Origin of the sequence: uncultured Alloprevotella sp. (assembly GCF_963536905.1) — a bacterium.
Lineage (GTDB): Bacteria > Bacteroidota > Bacteroidia > Bacteroidales > Bacteroidaceae > Alloprevotella.
The window spans coordinates 1-21777 of record NZ_CAUTBW010000006.1 but is presented as its reverse complement, the minus strand read 5'-3'; the positions used below and the strand labels follow the sequence as shown (position 1 = coordinate 21777).

At 38.3% G+C, this 21777-nt stretch carries 14 protein-coding genes and 1 pseudogene; 6 read left to right on the top strand and 9 right to left on the bottom strand.

Going from position 1 to position 21777, the window contains the following annotated elements:
• Positions 1 to 12: 12 nt before the first annotated feature.
• The 7 genes from ABLA33_RS01855 to kdsA all read right to left on the bottom strand — a co-directional run bounded on the left by ABLA33_RS01855 (position 13) and on the right by kdsA (position 11048).
• Positions 13 to 1674: a glycogen/starch synthase gene (locus ABLA33_RS01855; protein WP_347719020.1), complete on the bottom strand. Its 1662-nt coding sequence runs from the start codon at positions 1672 to 1674 to the stop codon at positions 13 to 15.
• A 395-nt stretch (positions 1675 to 2069) separates the two neighbouring features.
• Positions 2070 to 3338: a hypothetical protein gene (locus ABLA33_RS01850; protein ID WP_347719019.1), complete on the bottom strand. Its 1269-nt coding sequence runs from the start codon at positions 3336 to 3338 to the stop codon at positions 2070 to 2072.
• A gap of 30 nt (positions 3339 to 3368) precedes the next feature.
• Entirely contained in the window at positions 3369 to 5888 is a 2520-nt protein-coding gene (gene gyrA, locus ABLA33_RS01845; RefSeq protein ID WP_347719018.1) for a DNA gyrase subunit A, read from the bottom strand.
• 575 nt (positions 5889 to 6463) lie between these two features.
• Entirely contained in the window at positions 6464 to 7909 is a 1446-nt protein-coding gene (locus tag ABLA33_RS01840; RefSeq protein WP_347719017.1) for an acyltransferase family protein, read from the bottom strand.
• 35 nt (positions 7910 to 7944) lie between these two features.
• On the bottom strand, positions 7945 to 9165 hold the full coding sequence (locus tag ABLA33_RS01835; protein ID WP_311489953.1) for a phospholipase D-like domain-containing protein: 1221 nt from the start codon (positions 9163 to 9165) through the stop codon (positions 7945 to 7947).
• Positions 9166 to 9319: 154 nt separating this feature from the next.
• Entirely contained in the window at positions 9320 to 10270 is a 951-nt protein-coding gene (locus ABLA33_RS01830; protein ID WP_311489954.1) for a KpsF/GutQ family sugar-phosphate isomerase, read from the bottom strand.
• 7 nt (positions 10271 to 10277) lie between these two features.
• Positions 10278 to 11048 (bottom strand): 3-deoxy-8-phosphooctulonate synthase, encoded by a 771-nt coding sequence (kdsA, locus tag ABLA33_RS01825; RefSeq protein ID WP_347719016.1) that lies wholly within the window; start codon positions 11046 to 11048, stop codon positions 10278 to 10280.
• A gap of 140 nt (positions 11049 to 11188) precedes the next feature.
• On the opposite strand from kdsA, the gene ABLA33_RS01820 reads away from it, so the two are divergent.
• Complete coding sequence (locus tag ABLA33_RS01820; protein ID WP_347719015.1) at positions 11189 to 13471, top strand: family 20 glycosylhydrolase; 2283 nt, start codon at positions 11189 to 11191, stop codon at positions 13469 to 13471.
• Between the two features lie 435 nt (positions 13472 to 13906).
• Here the strand turns inward: ABLA33_RS01820 and ABLA33_RS01815 are convergent, their stop codons facing one another.
• Positions 13907 to 14752, bottom strand: coding sequence for an ATPase (locus ABLA33_RS01815; RefSeq protein WP_347719042.1), 846 nt, complete (start codon positions 14750 to 14752; stop codon positions 13907 to 13909).
• Positions 14753 to 14759: 7 nt separating this feature from the next.
• A complete protein-coding gene (locus tag ABLA33_RS01810) occupies positions 14760 to 16034 on the bottom strand; it encodes a YihY/virulence factor BrkB family protein (protein WP_347719014.1) in 1275 nt (424 codons plus the stop codon).
• 114 nt (positions 16035 to 16148) lie between these two features.
• On the opposite strand from ABLA33_RS01810, the gene ABLA33_RS01805 reads away from it, so the two are divergent.
• From ABLA33_RS01805 to ABLA33_RS01785, 5 genes and pseudogenes are all read left to right on the top strand, one after another.
• Positions 16149 to 17339, top strand: coding sequence for a M64 family metallopeptidase (locus ABLA33_RS01805; protein WP_347719013.1), 1191 nt, complete (start codon positions 16149 to 16151; stop codon positions 17337 to 17339).
• Positions 17340 to 17344: 5 nt separating this feature from the next.
• The gene (locus ABLA33_RS01800; protein ID WP_347719012.1) at positions 17345 to 19906 is read left to right on the top strand and encodes a DNA translocase FtsK; all 2562 of its coding nucleotides are present in this window, start codon (positions 17345 to 17347) and stop codon (positions 19904 to 19906) included.
• 39 nt (positions 19907 to 19945) lie between these two features.
• Positions 19946 to 20566, top strand: a complete 621-nt coding sequence (locus ABLA33_RS01795; RefSeq protein ID WP_347719011.1) for a LolA-like putative outer membrane lipoprotein chaperone — start codon at positions 19946 to 19948, stop codon at positions 20564 to 20566.
• A gap of 20 nt (positions 20567 to 20586) precedes the next feature.
• On the top strand, positions 20587 to 21525 hold the full coding sequence (trxB, locus tag ABLA33_RS01790) for a thioredoxin-disulfide reductase (RefSeq protein WP_347719010.1): 939 nt from the start codon (positions 20587 to 20589) through the stop codon (positions 21523 to 21525).
• Positions 21488 to 21777, top strand: a pseudogene (locus ABLA33_RS01785) (hypothetical protein); the annotation flags it as partial. The gene trxB and the pseudogene ABLA33_RS01785, both read left to right, overlap by 38 nt.

Below are 21777 nucleotides of genomic sequence, written 5' to 3'. Positions count from 1 at the left end.
GAGTTATTGTTTTTATTTCTTTCTCAATGCAAAATCGTATGCTTGATAGTAATACTTGATAAAGTTACTCCACTGTGCTTTATCGGCCAGTGCTGCTGCATTCTTTCGCATCTCGTTGCGGACAGTTTTGCTTGCATTCAGAACTTTCATCGTCGTATTGCAGATCTTTTGTGCCACATCAAAATAGTTATCATCATTTCTATGTAGCACTTCTACCCCATCTTCAATCATTCCTTGGTGCTTCAGTGTTGCATCTACCCATTGGCCAAAGCCACTTAAATCCGTTGTAATACACGGTATTTTGAAAGCACTAGCCTCGAGCGGTGTATATCCCCAAGGTTCATAATAGCTTGGGTAGATACAGAGATCATTTGCCAGTAGAACCTCATAATAAGGCTCATTGATGATACCATCTTCTCCATCGAGATAACACGGAAGGAGGATGACTTTCACAGGGTTATTTCTGTCGTTCATCAAGGAGAGCGAGCGCATTGTATTTAGAATGGCATCCTCTCCCTCATTGTAGAGTTCGTGCGTCAGGTACGGATTTGGTAATGCCATATTTGGGATTTCCTTCCCTATCAATCGTAGTTGCAGGTCCTTGCGTGGTTGTTTTATCCAACAAGGTACTTCTATCAGGGCTAAAACACAAGTTTTACAAGTATCAATAGACTGATGTTGTAATTCGCTATTGAGATTTGCCATAGCTTGAAGGAATACATCAAATCCTTTACAACGGAAATCATTGCGACCACTAGTTGAAACAATCATGATCTTATCTGAGAGCTCTTCGCCCAACAGAGCAGACGCTACTCTTAACAAATTCTTTCGAGCAGCTTTGCGCTTTGTGGTAAATATAGAACCTTTAGGAACAATGGCATTGTCGAAGCCATTAGGCAGAATTACATCTGCTGGTTTCTCAAGCAGTTGAACACATTCCTCGTTGGTGAATGTTGAAACAGTAGTGAAACAGTCTGCAAAATGGGCACTTTTCTTCTCTACACTATGCTTCGCATCCATATGGAGTTCTTCGGCCATTTGATCACCATTGTAGCCATGGAAGTATTTATAAAGCTGCTTATTATTGCTCGTAATAGAACGACCAATGCTTGTGGCATGGGTTGTAAAGATTGTGGCAATACTAGGAGCTGCCTTGCGCAAATGTAGCATACCTAAACCTGCCATCCACTCATGAGCTTGATAAACAACTTTTTCATTTTTGTGGGTAAGTGAGAGGTATATAATCTCTACAAAACGTGCTGCTGCATAAGAGAACATTGAAGCTTCATCGTAATCACCATAGGCTTTGTCACTTTGAACTCCAAAATTCTGCCATGCAGTTCCATATATAAAATTGCGTTGTTCAAAAAATGGTTGAAAATCTACTAGGACAGCAACGGGCCTACCTGCAACCTGCCAACGCCCTATCCTAACATTTACACCTTCCTTTGCTGCGGCTTCACGCCAATTCTTTAAGAGTTTTTTATCTTCTAGAAAATCAGGATTGTTCTTTTCTTGCCATATATCTGGACCTAAGAATATAAGCTTATCACCATATTCTTTAAGTAGTGTCTGTGCTCTCGAAGACAAGACAGTATAAATGCCTCCAACTTTATTACAGACTTCCCAACTTGCCTCGAAAATGAAGTCGGGCTTGAGTTGCTTATCTACCATTTTTTACATTTTTGGATGCAAAGATACGTTTTTTTATTGAGTTCTTGTCCGTAATGTGTATTTTTAGTAATAAGAATGCTTACCAACAGATGTTCAATCTAGTTGTATGGTAATGTCTTACACACTTTTTTAGGACAGTATCTTTCTGTTTGTTTTTTACAATTTCGAAAGAGTGATATTTTAGCGTGAATCCGGTGAATTCAGAATACACGTTAATAAATGAACATAATAGCAACAATACAAAAATTCTTTCTCTCTAGAGCATCTCCAGAGAGAAAGAAAAAATAGCTTTACATCCTTTTTGAACATTCCCATACCTGTTTCTGATGACAGGAAAAATAGATAATGTTTCTATATGAAAATGATAGATAAGATACTGCCAACGATATAGTCAACTAATTCTTTGGAACAAGAGGTTTCACTTCGCTAGCTTTAGCTGTTTGTTTCAAATTAGTATAGCAGAGGTAGAGGCCTTGTGCCCAAAGTTCAGGCTTTTCTGGAGCCAACTGACGTGCTTTCTCCAAGTAAGGAAGTGCATTCTTGTAATAAGGGTTGATCTGCGTATTGACAATGTTATTATATTTCGTCGCAGAAGCATTATCATTACCTCGTGGTAGATGGAAGTAGTTAGCATTTATTTTATCCTGTACATCCTGAATCCAACAAACGCCCATATTTGTATTGGCCTCAACATAATCAGGATCCAATTCAATCGCCTTTGCAAAAGCTTCTCGAGCAGACTTATAGTTATACGGCGTCATATTCATTTCCAAACAACCTTTGATATAATAAGAGGTCTTATCTGAACCCTTCTGCTTAATCAACTCATCAGCCATTTGGATTGCTTCTGCACGATTTTGACGACGCATATAGTAAGTAATCAAATCACCCATAAAACCTTCACCTGCCGTTGCAGCAACAGCATCACGCAGTGTTTTTGCGTAATTAACAGTATCCTTAAGCATAAGGAAGGAATTTGACTTCATCACATAAGCATCATGGATATTCTGCTTGTCGAGTTCGGCATCTTTCAGTGCTAAGTCTGCACTACGAATAACTGCGTCGTAGTTTTTCAAGTTGTAATTCAACAAACTAACATTAAAAGCAGCTTGAGAGTATTCATGAATACCCGCTTTATAAATAGAATCTGTTTCCTGTTGAGAGAAGATAGGATTCTTAGGCATATTGATATATTTTTCAAAGTATTTCAAAGATTCTTCATTCTTTCCTCCTTGTGCCTTGAAAATGCCAGCATAATTGAAATAATTCAACATCTGGTTCAGATTCATTTTATTCAATATCTCGAACTCTGGCTTTACTCGGCCTTTTGCATCGGGCTTTATATCTGCTAAATGACTATTAGTAAAGGCATCTACAGCCTTATCCAAATAGTTGCAGAAGGCAATAGTATCAAAAGGAACTTCTTTAGCTGCTTTTGTAAGTTCATTGTTGAACAAACTTGCATAAGCTAATCCCATATCTCTATAGATTTCGGCAAACTTTGTTGTCTTCGGATTGGCAATAGCTTGTTCACACACTTCTGCTGCCTGAGCATAGTCTTTCTTGTCGCGCATCAAAGCTTGAGCCTTGAAGTGAGCACTGTTCTGTGCAAGGCCTGAGCCCGCAATAGCCATCAGTGCAATTGATAACATGATACGTTTCATAGATTTTTTTATTAATGTTAATATATATGGTTATTCTCTCGTGTTTATTGGCTGACTATTTTCTAGATTTTCTGAATTTTCATCAATGTCTTCTTCATCCTCTTCCGTGGAAGTAGGACACTTACAAACACTAGAAATTATATCACCTCTCTTTTTGAGATCGATGAGTTTTACACCTTGCGTAGCACGACTCATTACGCGCACTTCTGAAGTTTTCAGGCGAATGACAATACCACTCTTGTTGATAATCATCAAGTCGTCATCATCTGTAACGCTCTTGATGGCAGCAACCTTGCCTGTCTTCTCCGTTATTTGGAGAGTTTTCACCCCCTTACCTCCACGGTTTGTTTTGCGATAGTCTTCAATGGGACTCTTCTTACCAAATCCTTTCTCGCTGACAACCATAATGGTTTCTTTCTCAGAATTGTTCACACAAACCATACCTACTACTTCATCGTCTTCTCCATCAAGCGTAATACCGCGGACACCTGTTGCAGTACGTCCCATAACACGAACGGAATCTTCATTGAAGCGAATGGCACGACCATTTCTGTTTGCGATAACAAGTTCGTCAGTTCCATTAGTAAGAACAGCACTCACTACGCGATCATCCTCACGAATGTTGATGGCAATAACACCATTTGCACGTGGGCGACTATAATCGGACAACGATGTCTTCTTTATCGTACCATTCTTCGTACAGAATACAACATAGTGGCTATTGCAGAACTCTGCATCTGAGAGTTTCTTCACATAAAGGCAAGCGTTGATAGCATCATCCTTTTCGATATTGAGCATATTCTGAATTGCACGGCCTTTCGCATTCTTTGTTCCTTCTGGAAGTTCGTAAGCCTTCAACCAATAGCAGCGACCGCATGCCGTGAAGAAGAGCATCGTATCGTGCATCATTGCGGGATAGATATATTCTATAAAATCAGAATCACGCGTAGTACCACCTCGACTACCAACACCACCACGTGCTTGCGCACGGAATTCATCAAGATTCGTACGCTTTATATATCCTAGATGAGAAATTGTTATCACAATTTCATCATTGGCATAGAAATCCTCTGGATTAAATTCTTCTGCGCTCAGCTTGATTTCTGTGCGACGATCATCACCGTATTTTTCTTTAACTTCAATGAGTTCGTCCTTCATCACCTTGCGACAGAGGGTGTCGTTTGTAAGAATCTGATTGAAGTAATCAATCTTACGTTCCAATTCTGCATATTCTGCATGAAGTTTCTCTTGTTGCAAACCTGTCAACTGAGCCAAACGCATGTCCACAATAGCCTTTGCTTGAATATCGTCAAGTTCAAAACGACTCTTTAAAGCTTCAATAGCTTCTGAAGGAGTTTTACTTGAGCGAATCAGATGAACCACTTCATCGATATTGTCGCTAGCTATAATTAAGCCTTCAAGAATATGCGCACGTTCTTGAGCTTTACGCAAATCATATTGCGTGCGACGAATTACTACATCATGACGGTGATCAACAAAAACAGCGATGCAATCTTTCAGTGTTAAGACTTTTGGACGTCCATGAACCAAGCCAATGCAATTAACCGCGAAACCGCTCTGTAAAGCAGTCATCTTAAATAGTTTATTCAAAACAACATTGGCATTGGCATCACGCTTCACATCAATGACGATTCGCATACCTTCACGGTCAGATTCGTCATTCACATTGGAAATACCATCAATCTTCTTATCATTAACAAGATTGGCTATATCGCGAATAAGCTCAGCTTTATTAACACCATAAGGAATTTCGCTAACAACAATAGTGTCATGCTGAGGACCATTTTCTATATCCGTTTTTGCACGTAAGACGATACGTCCTTTACCTGTTTGGTAAGCAGAACGAACACCTTGCAGCCCCATAATAAATGCTCCAGTTGGAAAGTCAGGTGCTTTAATATGCTGCATCAAACCTTCTACATCAATGTCTGGATTGTCTATATAAGCTATTGCGCCATCAATAACCTCTCCTAGGTTATGAGTTGGAACATTAGTCGCCATACCAACGGCAATACCTGTGGCACCATTGACAAGAAAGTTAGGAATACGCGTTGGTAGAACAGTTGGCTCCTTCAATGTATCATCGAAGTTATTCATCATATCAACAGTCTCCTTGTCCAAATCCTGCATCATCATCTCGCCGAGAACACTTAAGCGAGCTTCGGTATAACGCATAGCAGCAGGAGAGTCACCATCAATAGAACCAAAGTTCCCTTGGCCATCAATCAAGGGATAGCGTAGATTCCAGTTCTGAGCCATACGACAGAGCGCACCATAAACACTACTATCGCCATGAGGATGGTACTTACCTAAAACTTCACCTACTGTACGTGCTGATTTTTTATAGGCCTTGTCATGCGTATTTCCCAAGCCCATCATACCATATAGGATACGACGTTGAACAGGTTTAAAGCCATCACGCACATCTGGCAGTGCACGGGAAACAATCACTGACATAGAATAGTCGATATAAGACTGTCGCATCTCTTTTTCAATATCGACTTTTAAAATTCTGTCTTGATCTATCATTTATCTTTAATTAGTTATTCTCCTTATTGTGGCAAAGTTACGAATTAAAATCTCACAAGTACATTTTATGAAGCATATAATACACCTTTTTTGAAACAAACCACCTTTTAAAGCGTTTTAAGCGATACAACGAGGTGTATCGATATTATTATAAAACGCATTAATCTCTTCTTAAGCGCAATAATTCAGAAAAACATCTTCAATCTAATCTCTCTTATATATAATTAAAGCAGTCCATTCATTATCTTGGAAATTCCTCAATCTCATTAGAAATGAATGACTGCTTATTATATCAAGTATATGGTAATAAGAATAATTCATATGCTCGTACCTAGTATAATAGTACAGCCATTTTCCTTCCCCCAAAAATACTCTCTCTGCTAAAAAAACAGTATGTCCTCATCGTGAAGAGCATACTGTTATTAGGTCTGTTATGGTATTGTCCGACACCAACTCCACAATCTTTCCTTTGATAGTATCCCCTGTTACTTGTCAGTCCAGATTCAACGCTACTGCTATAAGAATTGAGGCTCTGTATGATAGACTGACATTTCTTTTATTCAAGGAGAAGTAAGTTACTCATCCTTAGGGCTAGATGCTTTGATTATATCCTTTATACCTTGCACTAAATTTGAAAAGAAATGCCAAACACTCATACAAAGAGCACGAAGAAGATGTAAACTTTTAAAAGTTATAAAATATAAACCATGAAAAGCGTTGGAAAATACTAAATTAATAATTTTTTGATTTAGAAGGTTTTCGTAAGACAAAGTAAATCCTAATTTGTATTCAAGCTTACGATATACCCAAATCCAAACTAAAGGAGCGCAAATACCTACGAGGAGATAAATAAACCAAAAAAAATCATGTCCACTTCCTTCTATCACAATAGGATGTCCTCCTATCATCTTCCAAGGAAGATTCAAGATTACAACTTTAGAGATACTTACCAATTTGAATGCTAAGAGATGAAATGCAAAAATATACAACGTATTATCTCCGATATAAATCAGTAGTTGCTTTAATATATTTTCTTGTTTTTGTAACCAAATGCTAAAGAAATAGAGTAACAGAAATCCAGCAAATCCAGTAAATGGTAGCGAAATACTCCCCCAAAAATCAGGCCGATAAGTCATACTTGAAGGGAAAAATATAGAGCCAAAAATCAGTAAGAGAAATGATGGTAAACAGATCTTTAAGATTGTGCCAAATCGCTCTTTCGGAATCTTATTAAACAGCTTGTTATCAATTATTTGTCGAAATATATAGCCGATAGCCATAAAGCAAACTACCATTATCTCACGATATCCACCCTGACTAATTCCTGTAATTTTTAGATTAGCAAGAATAAGCCATGTAGACATAAGCAAACTTATAACAAAAATTATTCCACCAATAAAAAGCTTAGAAGGCTCTTTCCCATTTTTAATCAAAAGCCACACACAAATCTTATAGAGTAGTAAAAAAGCAATGCTACCTATAAAAAGAGCTCTGAAAAACCAAAAAGCACCAGCTAAAAATTCATCATATCCCGACATATTGAAGACTATACTCCACAGACGTTGAGAAAACTGGCTAAAATTGTATGGATGAGTTACTCCCCCACCGGCATTCCCATATTGCTCGTTAAGAATTCCTAAATAGAACCATAAATTGTGGAATACAAGAAAAAAAATAGACCAGCGTACAAAAGGGAAATATAAACCTTTAATACGATTTGCTATATACGTTTTCTCATCATTGAGATATTTGGCATTAAAGAAATATCCAGCACAGATAAGAAAGACAGGGACATGAAATTGGAAAACAATATTTAAGAGCCACGAGGGTCCCCCTGAATGAGATAATACGACACAAATAATTGCTAATGCTTTACATATTGAAAAGGTCGCATTTCTAACGGGCTTAGCTTGTAAGTCGTTTGTAGATGAGATTGGTACTTCTTTCATTGCCATTTTAGGTTCTTCTTGTTCATAAAATCGACTACTATTATCTGTGTCGTTATAGTTTAAAGAATCCATTTCTATTCTGCAATTAAATCATTATAAAAAGAAAATTACACAAACGGGGTAAGCCATTGCCAAAACCATGCAGCAAATCGTCGGGAAGGCTTAAACTTTTCCTTCCAAGTCTTAGGAGTTAATAGCCAACATTTCTCATCTCTGTCTTTATTGAATATCGTTTGCAATACTTTCGTTGTAGGCTTGTCATCAATTAAAAGATTACATTCATAATCAAATGAAAGACTGCGACTATCTAAATTTGCTGAGCCGATAAAAGAATAAACACTATCTACCATCATTATCTTACTATGATGAAAACCACCTTCAAAAAAATAAACCTTAACTCCTTTCTTCATAAGCAGATGAGCATTATGCTCTACAATGCGTGGAGTTATGGGAATATCACTTTTAGCTGAAACTATTACTTGAACATCCACTCCTCGCTTTATCGCTTGACAGAGTGCACGTCGTATATGGTGACAAAGCGTAAAATAAGGATTTATTATTTGTATTTGCATTGTTGCTCTATTGATAAGCTGCAAGAAAGTGGCATGTATAGGTTTTTTGGGAGATCTTGGCCCTTGATTAACTACTGCAATACGTTTCTTACCTGCAGAACTACACGTATCAGGTGTTAAGTTAGAAAACTCTTTTGTGGCATCACGATATCCCGGATAGTATTCGGCGCCACGAACATTTTGCTGAGTCCAAATATTCCAAAAATCTAAAAAAGCCTTTTGCAATTGTCCTACGGCTTCACCCTCTACACGAGCATGAATGTCATGCCAACTACCAAATTCTGATTTACCTTTAATATAATAATCTGCAACATTCATACCCCCTGTATATGCAACGACTCCATCTATTACTACTATTTTTCGATGATCTCGCGGTATGATATGATTCACATACGGAAATCTTAATGGATCAAATTCATAAATTTCAATCCCACGATTATGCAATGAATCCAAATGTTTACGCCTCAAAGGTCTATTATTAGATGCATTGCCAAAACCATCAAAAATAGCTCTTACTTTCACCCCATCTTTCACCTTTTGTTCCAACAGTGAAAAGAGTTCGGTAGAAATAGAATCATTTCTAAAATTAAAATATTCAAGATGAATACTTTTCTTTGCCTGTTGAATCGCGGCAAAAAGATCCGAAAATTTCTCTTGTCCACTCTTAAATATAACAATCCTATTGTTTGTCGTGAAAAGAAGAGAATCCGTTTGTGCTGCCCATGATATAGAAGGAAGTACAAAGATTAAAGACAATAATAGGATGTGTTTAAATCGGCTTTGACACATCCCTAATTGTGAAAAGATTTCGTTATTATTACTTATTTTCTTATCCTTGTTGCATTTACACATCTGCTATTCTTAATCAATGTATTTAGAAAAATATACGAATATAATTATTTACAACCACCTAAAGTTGCGTCCTAAACGTATCAACAATACCTAATAAATGATTCTCAGAATCCACAACTAGAACACAATGAATTTTATTTTCTTGCAAGATTTCTTCTATTTGCATAATCTTAGTATCTGCACCGACAGTCTTTGGTGAGCGGGTCATAAAGTCTGCCACAGTTTTTTGAAAAAAACTATCTTGAGAGGACTGAATAGCACGTCGTACATCGCCATCAGTAATAATTCCGACAACTTTGCCTTCCTCCTCTGCAACACAAAGTCCTAGGCGTCCATTACTTACATGTATCACAGCTTCTCCCATTTTCATAGACGGAGGTATGACTGGTAAATCTTCTGTGCGCATCACATCCCTTGCTCGTGTAAGTAGTCGACGTCCCAAAGAACCGCCGGGATGAAAATGAGCAAAATCAGATACTTGAAAATCACGAGCATCCATAAGAGCACAAGCCAAAGCATCTCCCATTGCAAGTTGTGCTGTTGTAGACGAAGTTGGAGCTAAACCCAAGGGACCTGTTTCTTTTTTTACACTACAATTCAAATGAACCGTTGAATACTCAGCTAGCTGTGAACGAGGATTACCTGACATCCCTATTACAGGTATCTTCATCTCAAGAAGAAAAGGTAGAAAACGTAACAGTTCGTCTGTTTGCCCTGAATTAGAAATCGCTAATACTACATCAGCTGCAGTAATTACACCTAAATCTCCATGAAAAACATCAAGGGGATTAACAAAAAAACTAGGAGTTCCCGTAGAAGATAGTGTTGCAGCAATTTTTGCTCCTATATGTCCACTCTTTCCAACGCCTGTAACAATCAATTTTCCTTGACAATCTAAGACAAGTCGAATAGCTTTGTCAAAATCTCCATTGATATAGGGGATTAAATCCTTTATAGCTTCTGACTCTTCTCTAAGGCATTGAATCGCTACATCTATATACTTACTCATAAGATAACTACTTACTTAATTCTACGATAAGATTTTCTAAATCATTAAGAGGGAGCATGTTAGGTCCATCACTAAGGGCTGCATCCGGTTGTGGATGTGTTTCAAAAAAATAGCCATCTACACCGAAGGCCTTAGCTGCATATGCCATCATTGGTACAAACTGTCTATCACCTATCGTTTTCCCTTCTCCTGCTCCAGGTCGTTGAACACTATGTGTACAATCCATAATAACGCGATCTGCCCATTGAGCCATTAAAGGGATGTTTCTGAAGTCTACAACCAAATTGTTATAGCCAAAGGCATTTCCTCTTTCCGTTAGCCATACTTCTTTAGCTCCAGATTCACGACATTTCTCAACAGGGTATTTCATATCACTACCTGAAAGGAACTGTGCTTTTTTGATATTAATAATGCATCCTGTTTGAGACGCTGCTACCAATAAATCTGTCTGACGGCAAAGGAATGCAGGTATTTGTAAAACATCGACAACTTCACCAGCTACCTGAGCCTGATAACTTTCATGAATATCTGTCGTAATCTTTAGGCTATGATGCAATTTTATATCTGCTAACATCTGAAGTCCTTTCTCTAGCCCTGGACCTCTAAACGATGATAGGGAAGTGCGATTAGCCTTGTCAAAAGAAGCTTTGAAAATTATATCTATCCCGTGAATATCACGAATTCGAACAATTTCCTGCGCAACTTGTTCAAGCAACTCTGCCGATTCTATAACACAAGGGCCCGATATATATATAGGAGAGTTCTTCTTTCCTGCCATTTTAGTTATCTTTATTTTGCTACAAAGTTAGTATTTATCTATGGAATAAGGAAATCACTTTTCTTCTTGGATTAGACATTCTAAAGAAAATTAAAAAATATTACGTAAATTCGCAGTCATAACATCTAACTATATTGCGCATGATAAAAAATATTCTAACAGCTTTCTTTTTTACGCTGTCCGTGCTTCCTTCCATGGGACAAATAAACATTATCCCACGCCCTGCTATCATTGAGAAGGGAAGTGGTAGTTTTCAACTTTCTCCTCAAACAGTTATCCTTTCAAAGGGAAAGGGAAAAAGTGCAGATAAAGTTGCTCAAGCCTTTATAGATAAACTACAACGATCTACAGGTATTCGTTTAAAAAGTTCTCATAAAGCGGTGACATCTTCAATCCTTTTTACTATTGACCCAACAATAAAAGGAAACGAATCCTATCGCTTAGAGGTTACTCCTCAGCAAGTAAAACTTTCAGCCTCTTCAGAAAGTGGCCTCTTTTGGGCTTATCAATCTTTACTTCAATTACTTCCTCCTTTTGTGGAAGCGACCAATGCACGTACTCCTAGCTGGCCACTTGAGATACCCATGGTTAGAATTGAAGATCAACCCCGTTTCTCTTGGCGTGGAATCTTGGTTGATGTTAGTCGTCACTTTATGCCTGTTGCTGCAATCAAAAAGCAACTTGACGTAATGGCTTCATTAAAGTTAAACCGCTTTCATTGGCATTTAACTGATGACCAGGGATGGCGCATTGAAATTAAGCGTTATCCTAAACTCACAGGCATAGGAGCCTGGAGAATGGATGCAGAAGGAAATAAATATGGAGGCTTCTATACCCAGCAAGAAATTCGTGATATTGTAGCCTATGCTGCCGCGCGACATATAGAAGTGATTCCTGAATTAGAGATTCCAGGTCACGAACTGGCAGCTATTGCGGCTTATCCTGATTTGTCCTGCAAAAGAAAAGAGATAACACCACGAATCATTTGGGGAGTTGAAGATATTGTCATGTGTCCTGGACGAGAAAATATGTTTAAGTTTTTAAGGAATGTAATAGACGAGCTTGTACCACTATTTCCTTCAACTTACTTTCATATTGGTGGTGATGAAAGTCCACGTATTGAATGGACAAAATGTGATAGTTGTCAAGCTCGCATGAAAGTTCTTGGACTCACAAAAGAAGCTCAGCTACAAGATTACGTTATCGAACGGATTGGGAAATATTTACAAACGAAAGGCAAACGTATCATTGGGTGGGATGAAATACTTGAAGGTGGAAATCTACCAAAAGATGCTATTGTTATGAGCTGGCGTGGAGAAGATGGTGGTATTATTGCAGCGCAGAAACATCATAGTGTTATTATGACACCAGGAAGTCATGGCTTATATTTCGATCATTACCAGGGCGACTTTATGAATGAACCTACAAGTATCGGAGGATACGCTCCACTTGAAAAATGCTATGCCTATAATCCTGTGCCTTCTGCACTAACCTCACAAGGTCTAGATTCACTGGTTCTAGGCGTTCAAGGGAACAACTGGACAGAGTATACTCTCGGTCCAGCAGCCTTGGAAAACAGATTATGGCCACGAGGAGTCGCCTTGGCAGAGGTGGCCTGGACAAAAGAGAAAAACAAAGATTTCTCGGACTTCCAGCGTCGCCTTGATAACGATTTCACACTGCGATTAAAAGAACGTCACATCAATTTCTATATTCCTGCCCCGAGTATTGAAGGAATTAGCTCGAACAAGTTAGCTTTTACTAACTCACGTACTGTTTCTTTGAGTTCTCAAAGAAATCTTCCAATAGTTTATACACTTGACGGAACAACCCCCACATCACACTCAACACGGTATACCGGTCCAATCAAAATTGACCAAAGCACAACGTTGAATGTAGCAACACTTCTTCCTTGTGGTTTACTCAGCAATGTACGTAAGATAGAAATTAACAGGCAAACTTCCCTTCTCTCACTCAGCACTCCTACAACCAAAGGCTACACTGTTCGCAAATACAATGGAGAATTTAGAACTCCTCAGCAGTTAGAAGCCTTAAAGGCTGATTCAACCTTTAAGGCAGATCGTATTGAAGTCGTACGCACTCTAACGAATGTTCCTAGCGATGTACGAGATGTAAAGAATTATGCTGCAACTGCAGAAGGATTCTTCTATGTCCCTGAGACGGGTGTGTATGAATTTTCTTCTTTGCTCACGCAAGTAAGTATTGACGGTACACTCTATATTGACAATTCTGGAATCTATGCACCACGTGACACTCGAGAAAATTGCGAAATAGCATTAGCCAAAGGCTGGCACAAGGTTCAAGGACTATTCATAGGAGGGATCTTCGGTGGGTGGCCGACATTCTGGAATGCTGCAAAAATCCAATGGAGAGCTGTAGGCGGTAAGTGGAAAACACTCTAGTATGTAGCTAATAAAAAATGGAGGCAAAGAAGCAGGATTTCCCTTAGTCTTTGCCTCCGTTGTTTATAAGTTAAATAAGGGAACTAAAACTTCTAGCTGAATATGAAACTTAAAATTAAGGTAATGTCTGAACCTCAATTTTCTTTGATAGTTTAAAATATTCTTATTATATTCTCAAATACAACAAGGATATCAGCTGATGCAATAAAGATATCGGCTAATACAATAAACCCCTATTCGGTTTAAGAAACGCTCTTTCATGAGTTTCCCAAACCGAATTGGGATTTATATTGGATGAAATATTTCTTTCTCAAATCCCTCTGCTATAGTCTAAAAAATCTCAAAAGAGAGTGCGAATGCGTGATGCAGAAATTGTTTCACAACAGTAGTTTTAGAATTTCAGTAATGCTTCAATAATAATGTTAAAAAGAAATCTTAGCGCATCTTATTATTATGCGCAGAATGATACTTCATAAGACCATCTAGAGGAGTTCTATATATACGGCCAATGCGATAACCCAAAGATTTTGCCACTTCTTGAAGTTCAATTCTAAAAAAGAAAGCTATACTTCCCACAAAGTTTACCGGAAGATTGAGACGATGATATTGATCTATATTTCTTCTAAAGAAAAACTTGAATTCTTTAATTATAAAATTATGTATATCAATATTATGCCTGTTCTCACCTATAAATAAAGCAAAAGAGGCTAAGAATCGATTAGGAAAAGGCTCTCTATATACTTTTTGAATAATTTGATCGGGAGTTAGTTGATACCTATCAAAGAATAGTTTGGATATATCTTCAGATATTTGGTGTTTCAGAATATCAGCTATAAGATGCTTTCCCATGACTGCTCCGCTGCCTTCATCACCCAGTATATAACCTAATGGAGATACATTTTCTACAATGATCTTGCCGTCATAAAGGCAACTATTAGATCCCGTACCTAAGATACAAGCTATGCCAGGTTCGTTACCGCACACACTGCGAGCTGCTCCAAGTAAGTCTGATTCTACTTGAATATTCGCCGTGAGGAAAAGACTTTGTATTGCAGATTTTACAATAGCAGATAACTCTCCTCTGCATCCTGCTCCATAGAAATGAATAGATTCGACATTCGCTGGTAGTTGAGGTAGTTCAGTTGCTAATATAGTCGTTATCTCTGATTCAGTCAGCATAAAAGGGTTGATTCCTTGTGTGCTGAATCTAGAAAGTTCATCTTTGCCTTTTAGTAGCAACCAATCTGTTTTAGTACTGCCGCTGTCTGCAATTAGAACAATGTTGGTATTATTTCTCATCGTTTGATAAATTGACTATTAACTCATCGTTAAAGCCACCAGTAAACAAATTATTTCTATAGTTTTTAAATTTGCTTGAACCATGGGAGAATGAGATAGTACTCCCTTGTTTGTCCAAAGCATAAAGCACTTTTCCTACTGTCAGTAAAGATAGATCAGCTGCAGGAATGAATCCTTGATTAGAAGAATTAACCAATAAGATCTTAGCTGAAACTAATTTGTCCAAAGTGATATCAAGAATAAATGTTGGAACTTTAAACTTTTCTTGAAGTTCTACTATTTGTGGTGCAGTATTTCCTTGCTTAAACCTTTGAAAAATAAATATACAAATTGAAATACTTAAATTATCAAATGAGGTCCTATTCCAAATATTATTGCGACTATGGGCATATTCTCCTATGTGTTGATCTGCATAACTTAAAGCCGTACCATAAAGAATGATATACCAAAGAATACGTACCCAAATCATGATGAGTGGCAGAGCTGCCAATGAACCATAAATAGCATTGTAGCTAGTCATCGTCATTTGTAAATAGAAATATCCATATACGCTACATTGTATGAGAATCCCTACCGGTAGGCCTGCAATGAATGCACTACGTAAACGTACACTCGTATTAGGCATAAAACTATAGAGTAGCGTGAAGAAGAGTACCATAAGAATATATGGCACACTCCAAAGAAGTGGAACCTGCTTGATAAAAGGAATATATCCTATTGCTGACTCTAAAGAATTACTTAAGAAGATAGATAATCCTGAACTGATAATCAGGAATATAGTAAGAAAAATAGCTGCAAATATGTAATCTTTGATTTGTGCAAAAATGCTTCGTTCTTGTTTTATTTGCCATATTTGGTTGAAGGTAGTTTCTATACCGCTCATTAAAGACCAAACGGTATAGAGTAGCATAAGAATACCAATACCAACAAAAACACCCTGTTGAGTATTTAATAAATAGCGATTTACAAAAGTTAAGAGAGCGTCAACAACTTGAGGCTGAGAGAAAAAAGTTTCATGTATTTGACTATCAATATAAGTATCTAAGCCGAAACCTTTTGCGATTGCAAAAATAAGAGCTAAAACTGGAACCAAAGCCAAAATAAAAACATAGGTGAGTGCACCAGCACGAAAAGTCATACGTTCGTTCCAGAAGATGCGTCCTGCCAAAAACAAACGTTGAAGCAGAGCCTGCCAATAATACTGAAGACGAGGATAGGATGCAAGCCACATACCGCGCACCAATCGGTTCTCAAAATCTTTCAAATTCACAATGATTTATTAAGATGTAGGTTGGTTTGAGCTGCTAAATTACGAATAAATTTGTAAGTTTGCATTCAAATTTCATAGAACATGCGACAGTTGTATTATTTCATACTTTTGGCAGTATCTATATTCCAGCCGCTTAAAAGTCAAAGTCTTAATTTTTCTCGTACACTTCGTGCAGATTTTATATTTTCAGGCACTGTTGAAAAACAATATATTTCTATTGAAGAACTAAGTACTTTCAATGGTTGGGCTGGGCGTCGTGGCCATTTAAATGCAGTACCTTTGCGAGGAAATGGTCAACTGTGTTTGCAAGATGCACGAACTAAAAAAGTTTTGTATCGACACTCTTTTTCAACGTTATTTCAAGAGTGGTTAACTACAGAAGAAGCAAAAAGGGTAAATAAAGCCTTCCAGAATGTGTTTTTGATGCCTATGCCTACAGACTCAGCTTTGCTCAGTATCGAACTATACGACACACACTCTAAAGTTGTATCAAGTTTTGCAATGACCATCCATCCACGGGATATTCTTATTCGCTCCCTTGATGGATTGCAAGTAGCTCCGCATAAGTATCTATGGAAAGCTGGCGTTCCAGATAAAAAGATCGATATTGCCATTGTGGCAGAAGGATATACAGAGGCAGAGCAGAATAATTTTTATTCCGATGCCATTATAGCGATGAAATCGTTGTTTTCGCATGAACCATTCAAGAGTAGAAAAGATTGTTTTAATATTGTGGCGGTGGCTTTACCTTCACAAAATAGCGGTATTAGTATACCCAAACGGGGATTATGGAAGCAAACGGCCTTGTCTAGTCATTTTGATACATTTTATTCCGATCGCTATTTAACAACATTGAATTTACGTAAACTTAATGATGCTTTACAAGGTATTCCTTATGAACATATAATTATTTTAGCCAATACGGATAATTATGGCGGTGGTGGAATTTATAACTCCTATACACTGACTACAGCAAAACATAGTGCTTTTCGCTCTGTTGTTGTGCATGAGTTTGGGCATAGCTTTGGAGGTCTGGCAGACGAATATTATAATGATACGCAATTCTCTGATACATATAATGCAGCAATAGAGCCGTGGGAATTAAATATCACGACCCATCCTGACGATTCTAAATGGAAAGACGTGCGAGGTGCAAAGATGTATGAAGGTGCAGGTTATCAAGCTAAAAATGTATACAGAGGTTTTGAAAACTGCCGAATGAAGACAAATGAATATCCTGAATTTTGTGGAGTTTGTCAACGTGCACTGAATCAACTTATAGACTTTTACACGAAATAGAAATCATGGCAAAGAAGCAAGTAACTCGAAAGACTGCCAATAAAAATAAAACAAAAGATGGTAATGTGAATCTCAAGTCTATCTTCAGTCCTGAGGACGGATGGAAAGAACTGTTGCGTGGGGAAAAACTGAAATTCATATTAGGTTTGATTACCTTTGCTTTGGCGTTGTATATGTTCCTATGCTTTACTTCATTTTTTTATACTGCAAGCGTTGATCAGACACAGCTAGAAAATAATATAGGCAATCAACAGTTTGTTAACTACGGAGGAAAGATTGGAGCATACATAGCAAATTATTTTTTCAACGAAGCCTTTGGAGTGTGTTCCTATTTTTTTCCCATCTTCATGATTGGGCTGAGTTTGAAGTTCATGGATACATATGGGGTTCGTCTTCGCAAATGGTTTGTAAACTGTTCGGTACTTATGATTTGGGGGTCCGTTGTACTAACTCTTCTTTCTTCTAAAGAGTTTCTCAACGTTTTTCCAGAGAAACTTATGAAGATCCCTTTCCAGCCAGATTGGGGAGGAGGGCATGGCTATCTTGTTTGTCAATATCTCACAAGTAACATAGGATTGATAGGAACTATCATTTTGATGATAGTGATAGGTATTCTCTATTTGATTTACTTTTCAGGCCAAACTATAGAATTTATTCGCTTGCTCTTTAATCCGTCTAAATATAGAGCAGAGCACTCTGTAGCAAACGAAGTTATAACAGATGATGAAGGGAACAATGAAGACTTTTATGGCGAGCTGCCTGATTTAGACGCTAATAAGGGTGCAGAGAATGAAGGTGACGAAGAAACGATTGAAGATGAAACAGATAATCCATTAGATATTACGGACGAAAATCAGAAAGATGAAGAGCCGAATGGCGTGGCTACCACAATTGATTTAGGTGATTCTGAAACTGAAGTTACTTCCATTGCTGTTACTCCCTCTGTAGATGCATTATCTGTGATTGATACAGATATGAATAAAGAACTGGAAGTAACAAAGGCAGAAGATCCAGAGAAAGGTGCTAGTACTAAGACTGTTGCTTCTCCGTTAGAGGTGCTAGGTCCATATGATCCACGTAAGGATTTAGAACATTATAAGTTCCCCACTCTCTCCTTGTTAAAAAAGTATGAGAATGAAGGTCCAAGTATCGATATGGAAGAACAAAAAAGTAATAAGGATCGTATTGTTACAGTTCTTCATGATTTTGGAGTGGAGATTACTAATATCAAAGCAACAATTGGTCCAACAATTACGCTCTATGAAGTTACGCCAGCTCCAGGTGTACGCATCAGCAAGATTCGTAATTTGGGAGATGATATAGCTCTGAATCTTTCAGCAGAAGGAGTTCGCATTATTGCTCCTATGCCAGGAAAGGGAACAATAGGTATTGAAGTTCCAAATCGAAATAAGAAGATTGTTTCAATGGAAAGTATCTTGAACACAAAAAAATTCAAGGAAGCTGACTTTGCTCTCCCTATTGCGCTTGGTAAAACTATTACTAATGATGTTTATATGGTGGATTTAGCCAAGATGCCTCACTTGTTAGTTGCTGGTGCTACCGGACAAGGAAAGTCTGTTGGCTTGAACGCTATCGTCACTTCTTTGCTCTATAAGAAGCATCCTGCTGAGTTAAAGTTTGTTATCATCGACCCTAAGAAAGTAGAGTTTAGCATTTATGCCCCCATAGAGAAACATTTCTTAGCTAAAGTTCCAGATAACGAAGAACCGATTATCACAGATGTAAGGAAAGTCATTGAAACCCTGAAGAGTCTTTGCGTTGTTATGGATCATCGTTATGATTTACTAAAGAAAGCACGAGTTCGCAACATAAAAGAGTATAACGAGAAGTTTATTAATCGTGAGCTGAATCCTTCCAATGGACATGAATTTATGCCTTATATTGTAATCATTATTGATGAATTCGGTGATTTGATTATGACTGCAGGCAAAGAGGTTGAACTTCCGATTGCACGTATTGCCCAATTAGCTCGTGCGGTAGGAATGCACATGATTATTGCGACACAGCGACCTACAACAAATATCATTACAGGTACGATTAAAGCTAACTTCCCTGCCCGTATGGCCTTTAAGGTATCTTCTGGCATTGACTCTAAGACCATTCTAGATCGTACTGGCGCTCAGCAACTTATCGGTCGTGGTGATATGCTATTCTTGAGTGGTAATGAACCTGTGCGCGTGCAGTGTGCTTTTGTGGATACCCCTGAGGTAGAACGCATCAATGAATTCATTGCAAGTCAACAAGGTTATATTTCTGCATTTGAACTTCCAGAAGTTGCAGAAGAAAGCAATGGAGAAGGAGAAGGATGTCGTGATGATAGTGGACAACGTGATTCTATGTTTGAAGAAGTTGCTCGCTATATCGTCATGAACCAAGCAGGTTCAACCTCACTCATTCAGCGCAAGTTCTCTATAGGTTATAATCGTGCGGGGCGTCTGATGGATCAACTAGAAAATGCAGGTATTGTTGGACCTGCAAGAGGTGCCAAACCTCGCGAAGTCTTGATACAAGACGAATTCCAACTTGACCAAATGTTAGGTAATTAAGACTATGATATATTCGAAATAAAATAAAAACGAAAGAATATGAAGAAGACGCTTTCTACTTTACTCTTATCCTTTGTGCTATTGCCATGTTTCGCACAGAGTGCTGGGCAGATTCTTAATCAAGTTGCAACTAAATTACAAAAAACGGGAGTTAAGGCTTCCTTTGAAGCTACAACTTTTAAAGGGTTAAGTCCTAATGGTACTGTTCTTGGTACTATTCAAACAGAGGGAAATAAATTTAAAATTCAGTCAGGTAGTATGACAACTTGGTTCAATGGTAAAACTCTTTGGTCCATGATGTCAGGAAGTGACGAAGTAAATGTGAGCACCCCTACTGAAACAGAGATTCAGAAAATGAATCCAACAGCGTTCATAAACCTCTATCGTGAAAACTGCAGCTATTATATGGAATCAGATACTTATGCTGGCAAGACATGCCGTAAGATAACTGTCGTACCTAAGGCACGCGCTTCTTTTCAGCGATTAGTTGTACTTGTCGACACTAATGGTAATCTTATGAACGTTCGATTGAAAGATGCGAAAGGCAACTGGATGCGCTTCCGTATTAGTCAGCTTCAGACGGGGATTAAGTTTAGTAAGAGCACATTTGAATTTAGTAAGAAAGACTATCCCAAAGTGGAAGTAATCGACTTACGATAAACATTTTAAATATATAATTAATGAAAACTATACGTTGCCTAATTTTAGGTTCTGGCCCTGCTGGCTATACTGCTGGAATTTACGCTGGGCGTGCAGGACTCAGTCCTGTTATTTACGAAGGCTTGCAGCCGGGTGGACAACTCACAACTACAAGTGAGGTGGAGAATTTTCCTGGCTTTCCTGAAGGTGTTGAAGCGTATGACTTGATGGATAATATGCGTCAGCAAGCAGAGCGTTATGGTGCAGAAATTCGTTCTAATATAGCCACTAAGGTAAATCTAGATAAAGCCCCCTACTCTGTGACGTTTGATGATGGTAGTGAGGTATTATGCCACACGTTGATCATAGCAACGGGAGCTGCTGCTAAATATCTTGGCTTAGCTGATGAAGAAACCTATAAGGGACATGGCGTTAGTGCTTGTGCCACCTGTGATGGTTTCTTTTATCGTAAGAAGACTGTTGCCGTTGTAGGTGGTGGTGATACTGCCTGCGAAGAAGCAAGTTATTTGGCTGGTTTAGCAGATAAAGTCTATTTGATTGTGCGTAAACCTTTCCTACGCGCTAGTAAGACGATGCAGGACCGCGTAATGGAGAATCCTAAGATTGAGATACTCTTTGAAACCAATACAATAGGACTCTTTGGTGAAGGAAAGTTAGAGGGAGCCCATTTGGTTCACCGCAAAGGAGAAGCAGATGAGAAGCAATATGATTTGCCTATTGACGGCTTCTTCTTAGCCATTGGACATAAGCCTAATAGCGACCTCTTTGCACCCTGGGTTAAGACGAATGAGCAAGGGTATATCCTCACTGAAGGTGATACACCTTTGACGGGGATACCAGGAGTTTATGCTGCTGGTGATGTTGCTGATCCTCTCTACAGACAAGCTGTTACAGCTGCAGCTAGCGGTTGTAAAGCTGCTATTGAAGCTAATCACTACCTCCAAGAAAATCATCTATAACAGCCGCTCCATACAAGCCCTCTCCGTCATGTATGAGGGGGCTTGTTCCTTTATCGTGAAAGTTATCTTCCAAGTCATTACCTTTCTTCTGTTACTCGTTACATTTCACTCGTGCAGTACACAGAAGAACTTCTCCAATACCAACTTCCGAGCGTTGGCCTATGCCGGTTCTGCTTTGGGTATTCGCATTGAAGAGCACGATGATCATGCACTTTTCTTGGAGGCTGCAACGTGGCTAGGTACTCCCTATGT

Excerpts from the sequence above, each read along its gene's own strand:
- ABLA33_RS01830 (WP_311489954.1), bottom strand. The coding sequence starts at position 10,270 with ATGAGTAAGTATATAGATGTAGCGATTCAATGCCTTAGAGAAGAGTCA.
- ABLA33_RS01820 (WP_347719015.1), top strand. The coding sequence starts at position 11,189 with ATGATAAAAAATATTCTAACAGCTTTCTTTTTTACGCTGTCCGTGCTT.
- ABLA33_RS01855 (WP_347719020.1), bottom strand. The coding sequence starts at position 1,674 with ATGGTAGATAAGCAACTCAAGCCCGACTTCATTTTCGAGGCAAGTTGG.
- kdsA (WP_347719016.1), bottom strand. The coding sequence starts at position 11,048 with ATGGCAGGAAAGAAGAACTCTCCTATATATATATCGGGCCCTTGTGTT.
- ABLA33_RS01800 (WP_347719012.1), top strand. The coding sequence starts at position 17,345 with ATGGCAAAGAAGCAAGTAACTCGAAAGACTGCCAATAAAAATAAAACA.
- ABLA33_RS01795 (WP_347719011.1), top strand. The coding sequence starts at position 19,946 with ATGAAGAAGACGCTTTCTACTTTACTCTTATCCTTTGTGCTATTGCCA.
- trxB (WP_347719010.1), top strand. The coding sequence starts at position 20,587 with ATGAAAACTATACGTTGCCTAATTTTAGGTTCTGGCCCTGCTGGCTAT.
- ABLA33_RS01840 (WP_347719017.1), bottom strand. The coding sequence starts at position 7,909 with ATGGATTCTTTAAACTATAACGACACAGATAATAGTAGTCGATTTTAT.
- ABLA33_RS01850 (WP_347719019.1), bottom strand. The coding sequence starts at position 3,338 with ATGAAACGTATCATGTTATCAATTGCACTGATGGCTATTGCGGGCTCA.
- gyrA (WP_347719018.1), bottom strand. The coding sequence starts at position 5,888 with ATGATAGATCAAGACAGAATTTTAAAAGTCGATATTGAAAAAGAGATG.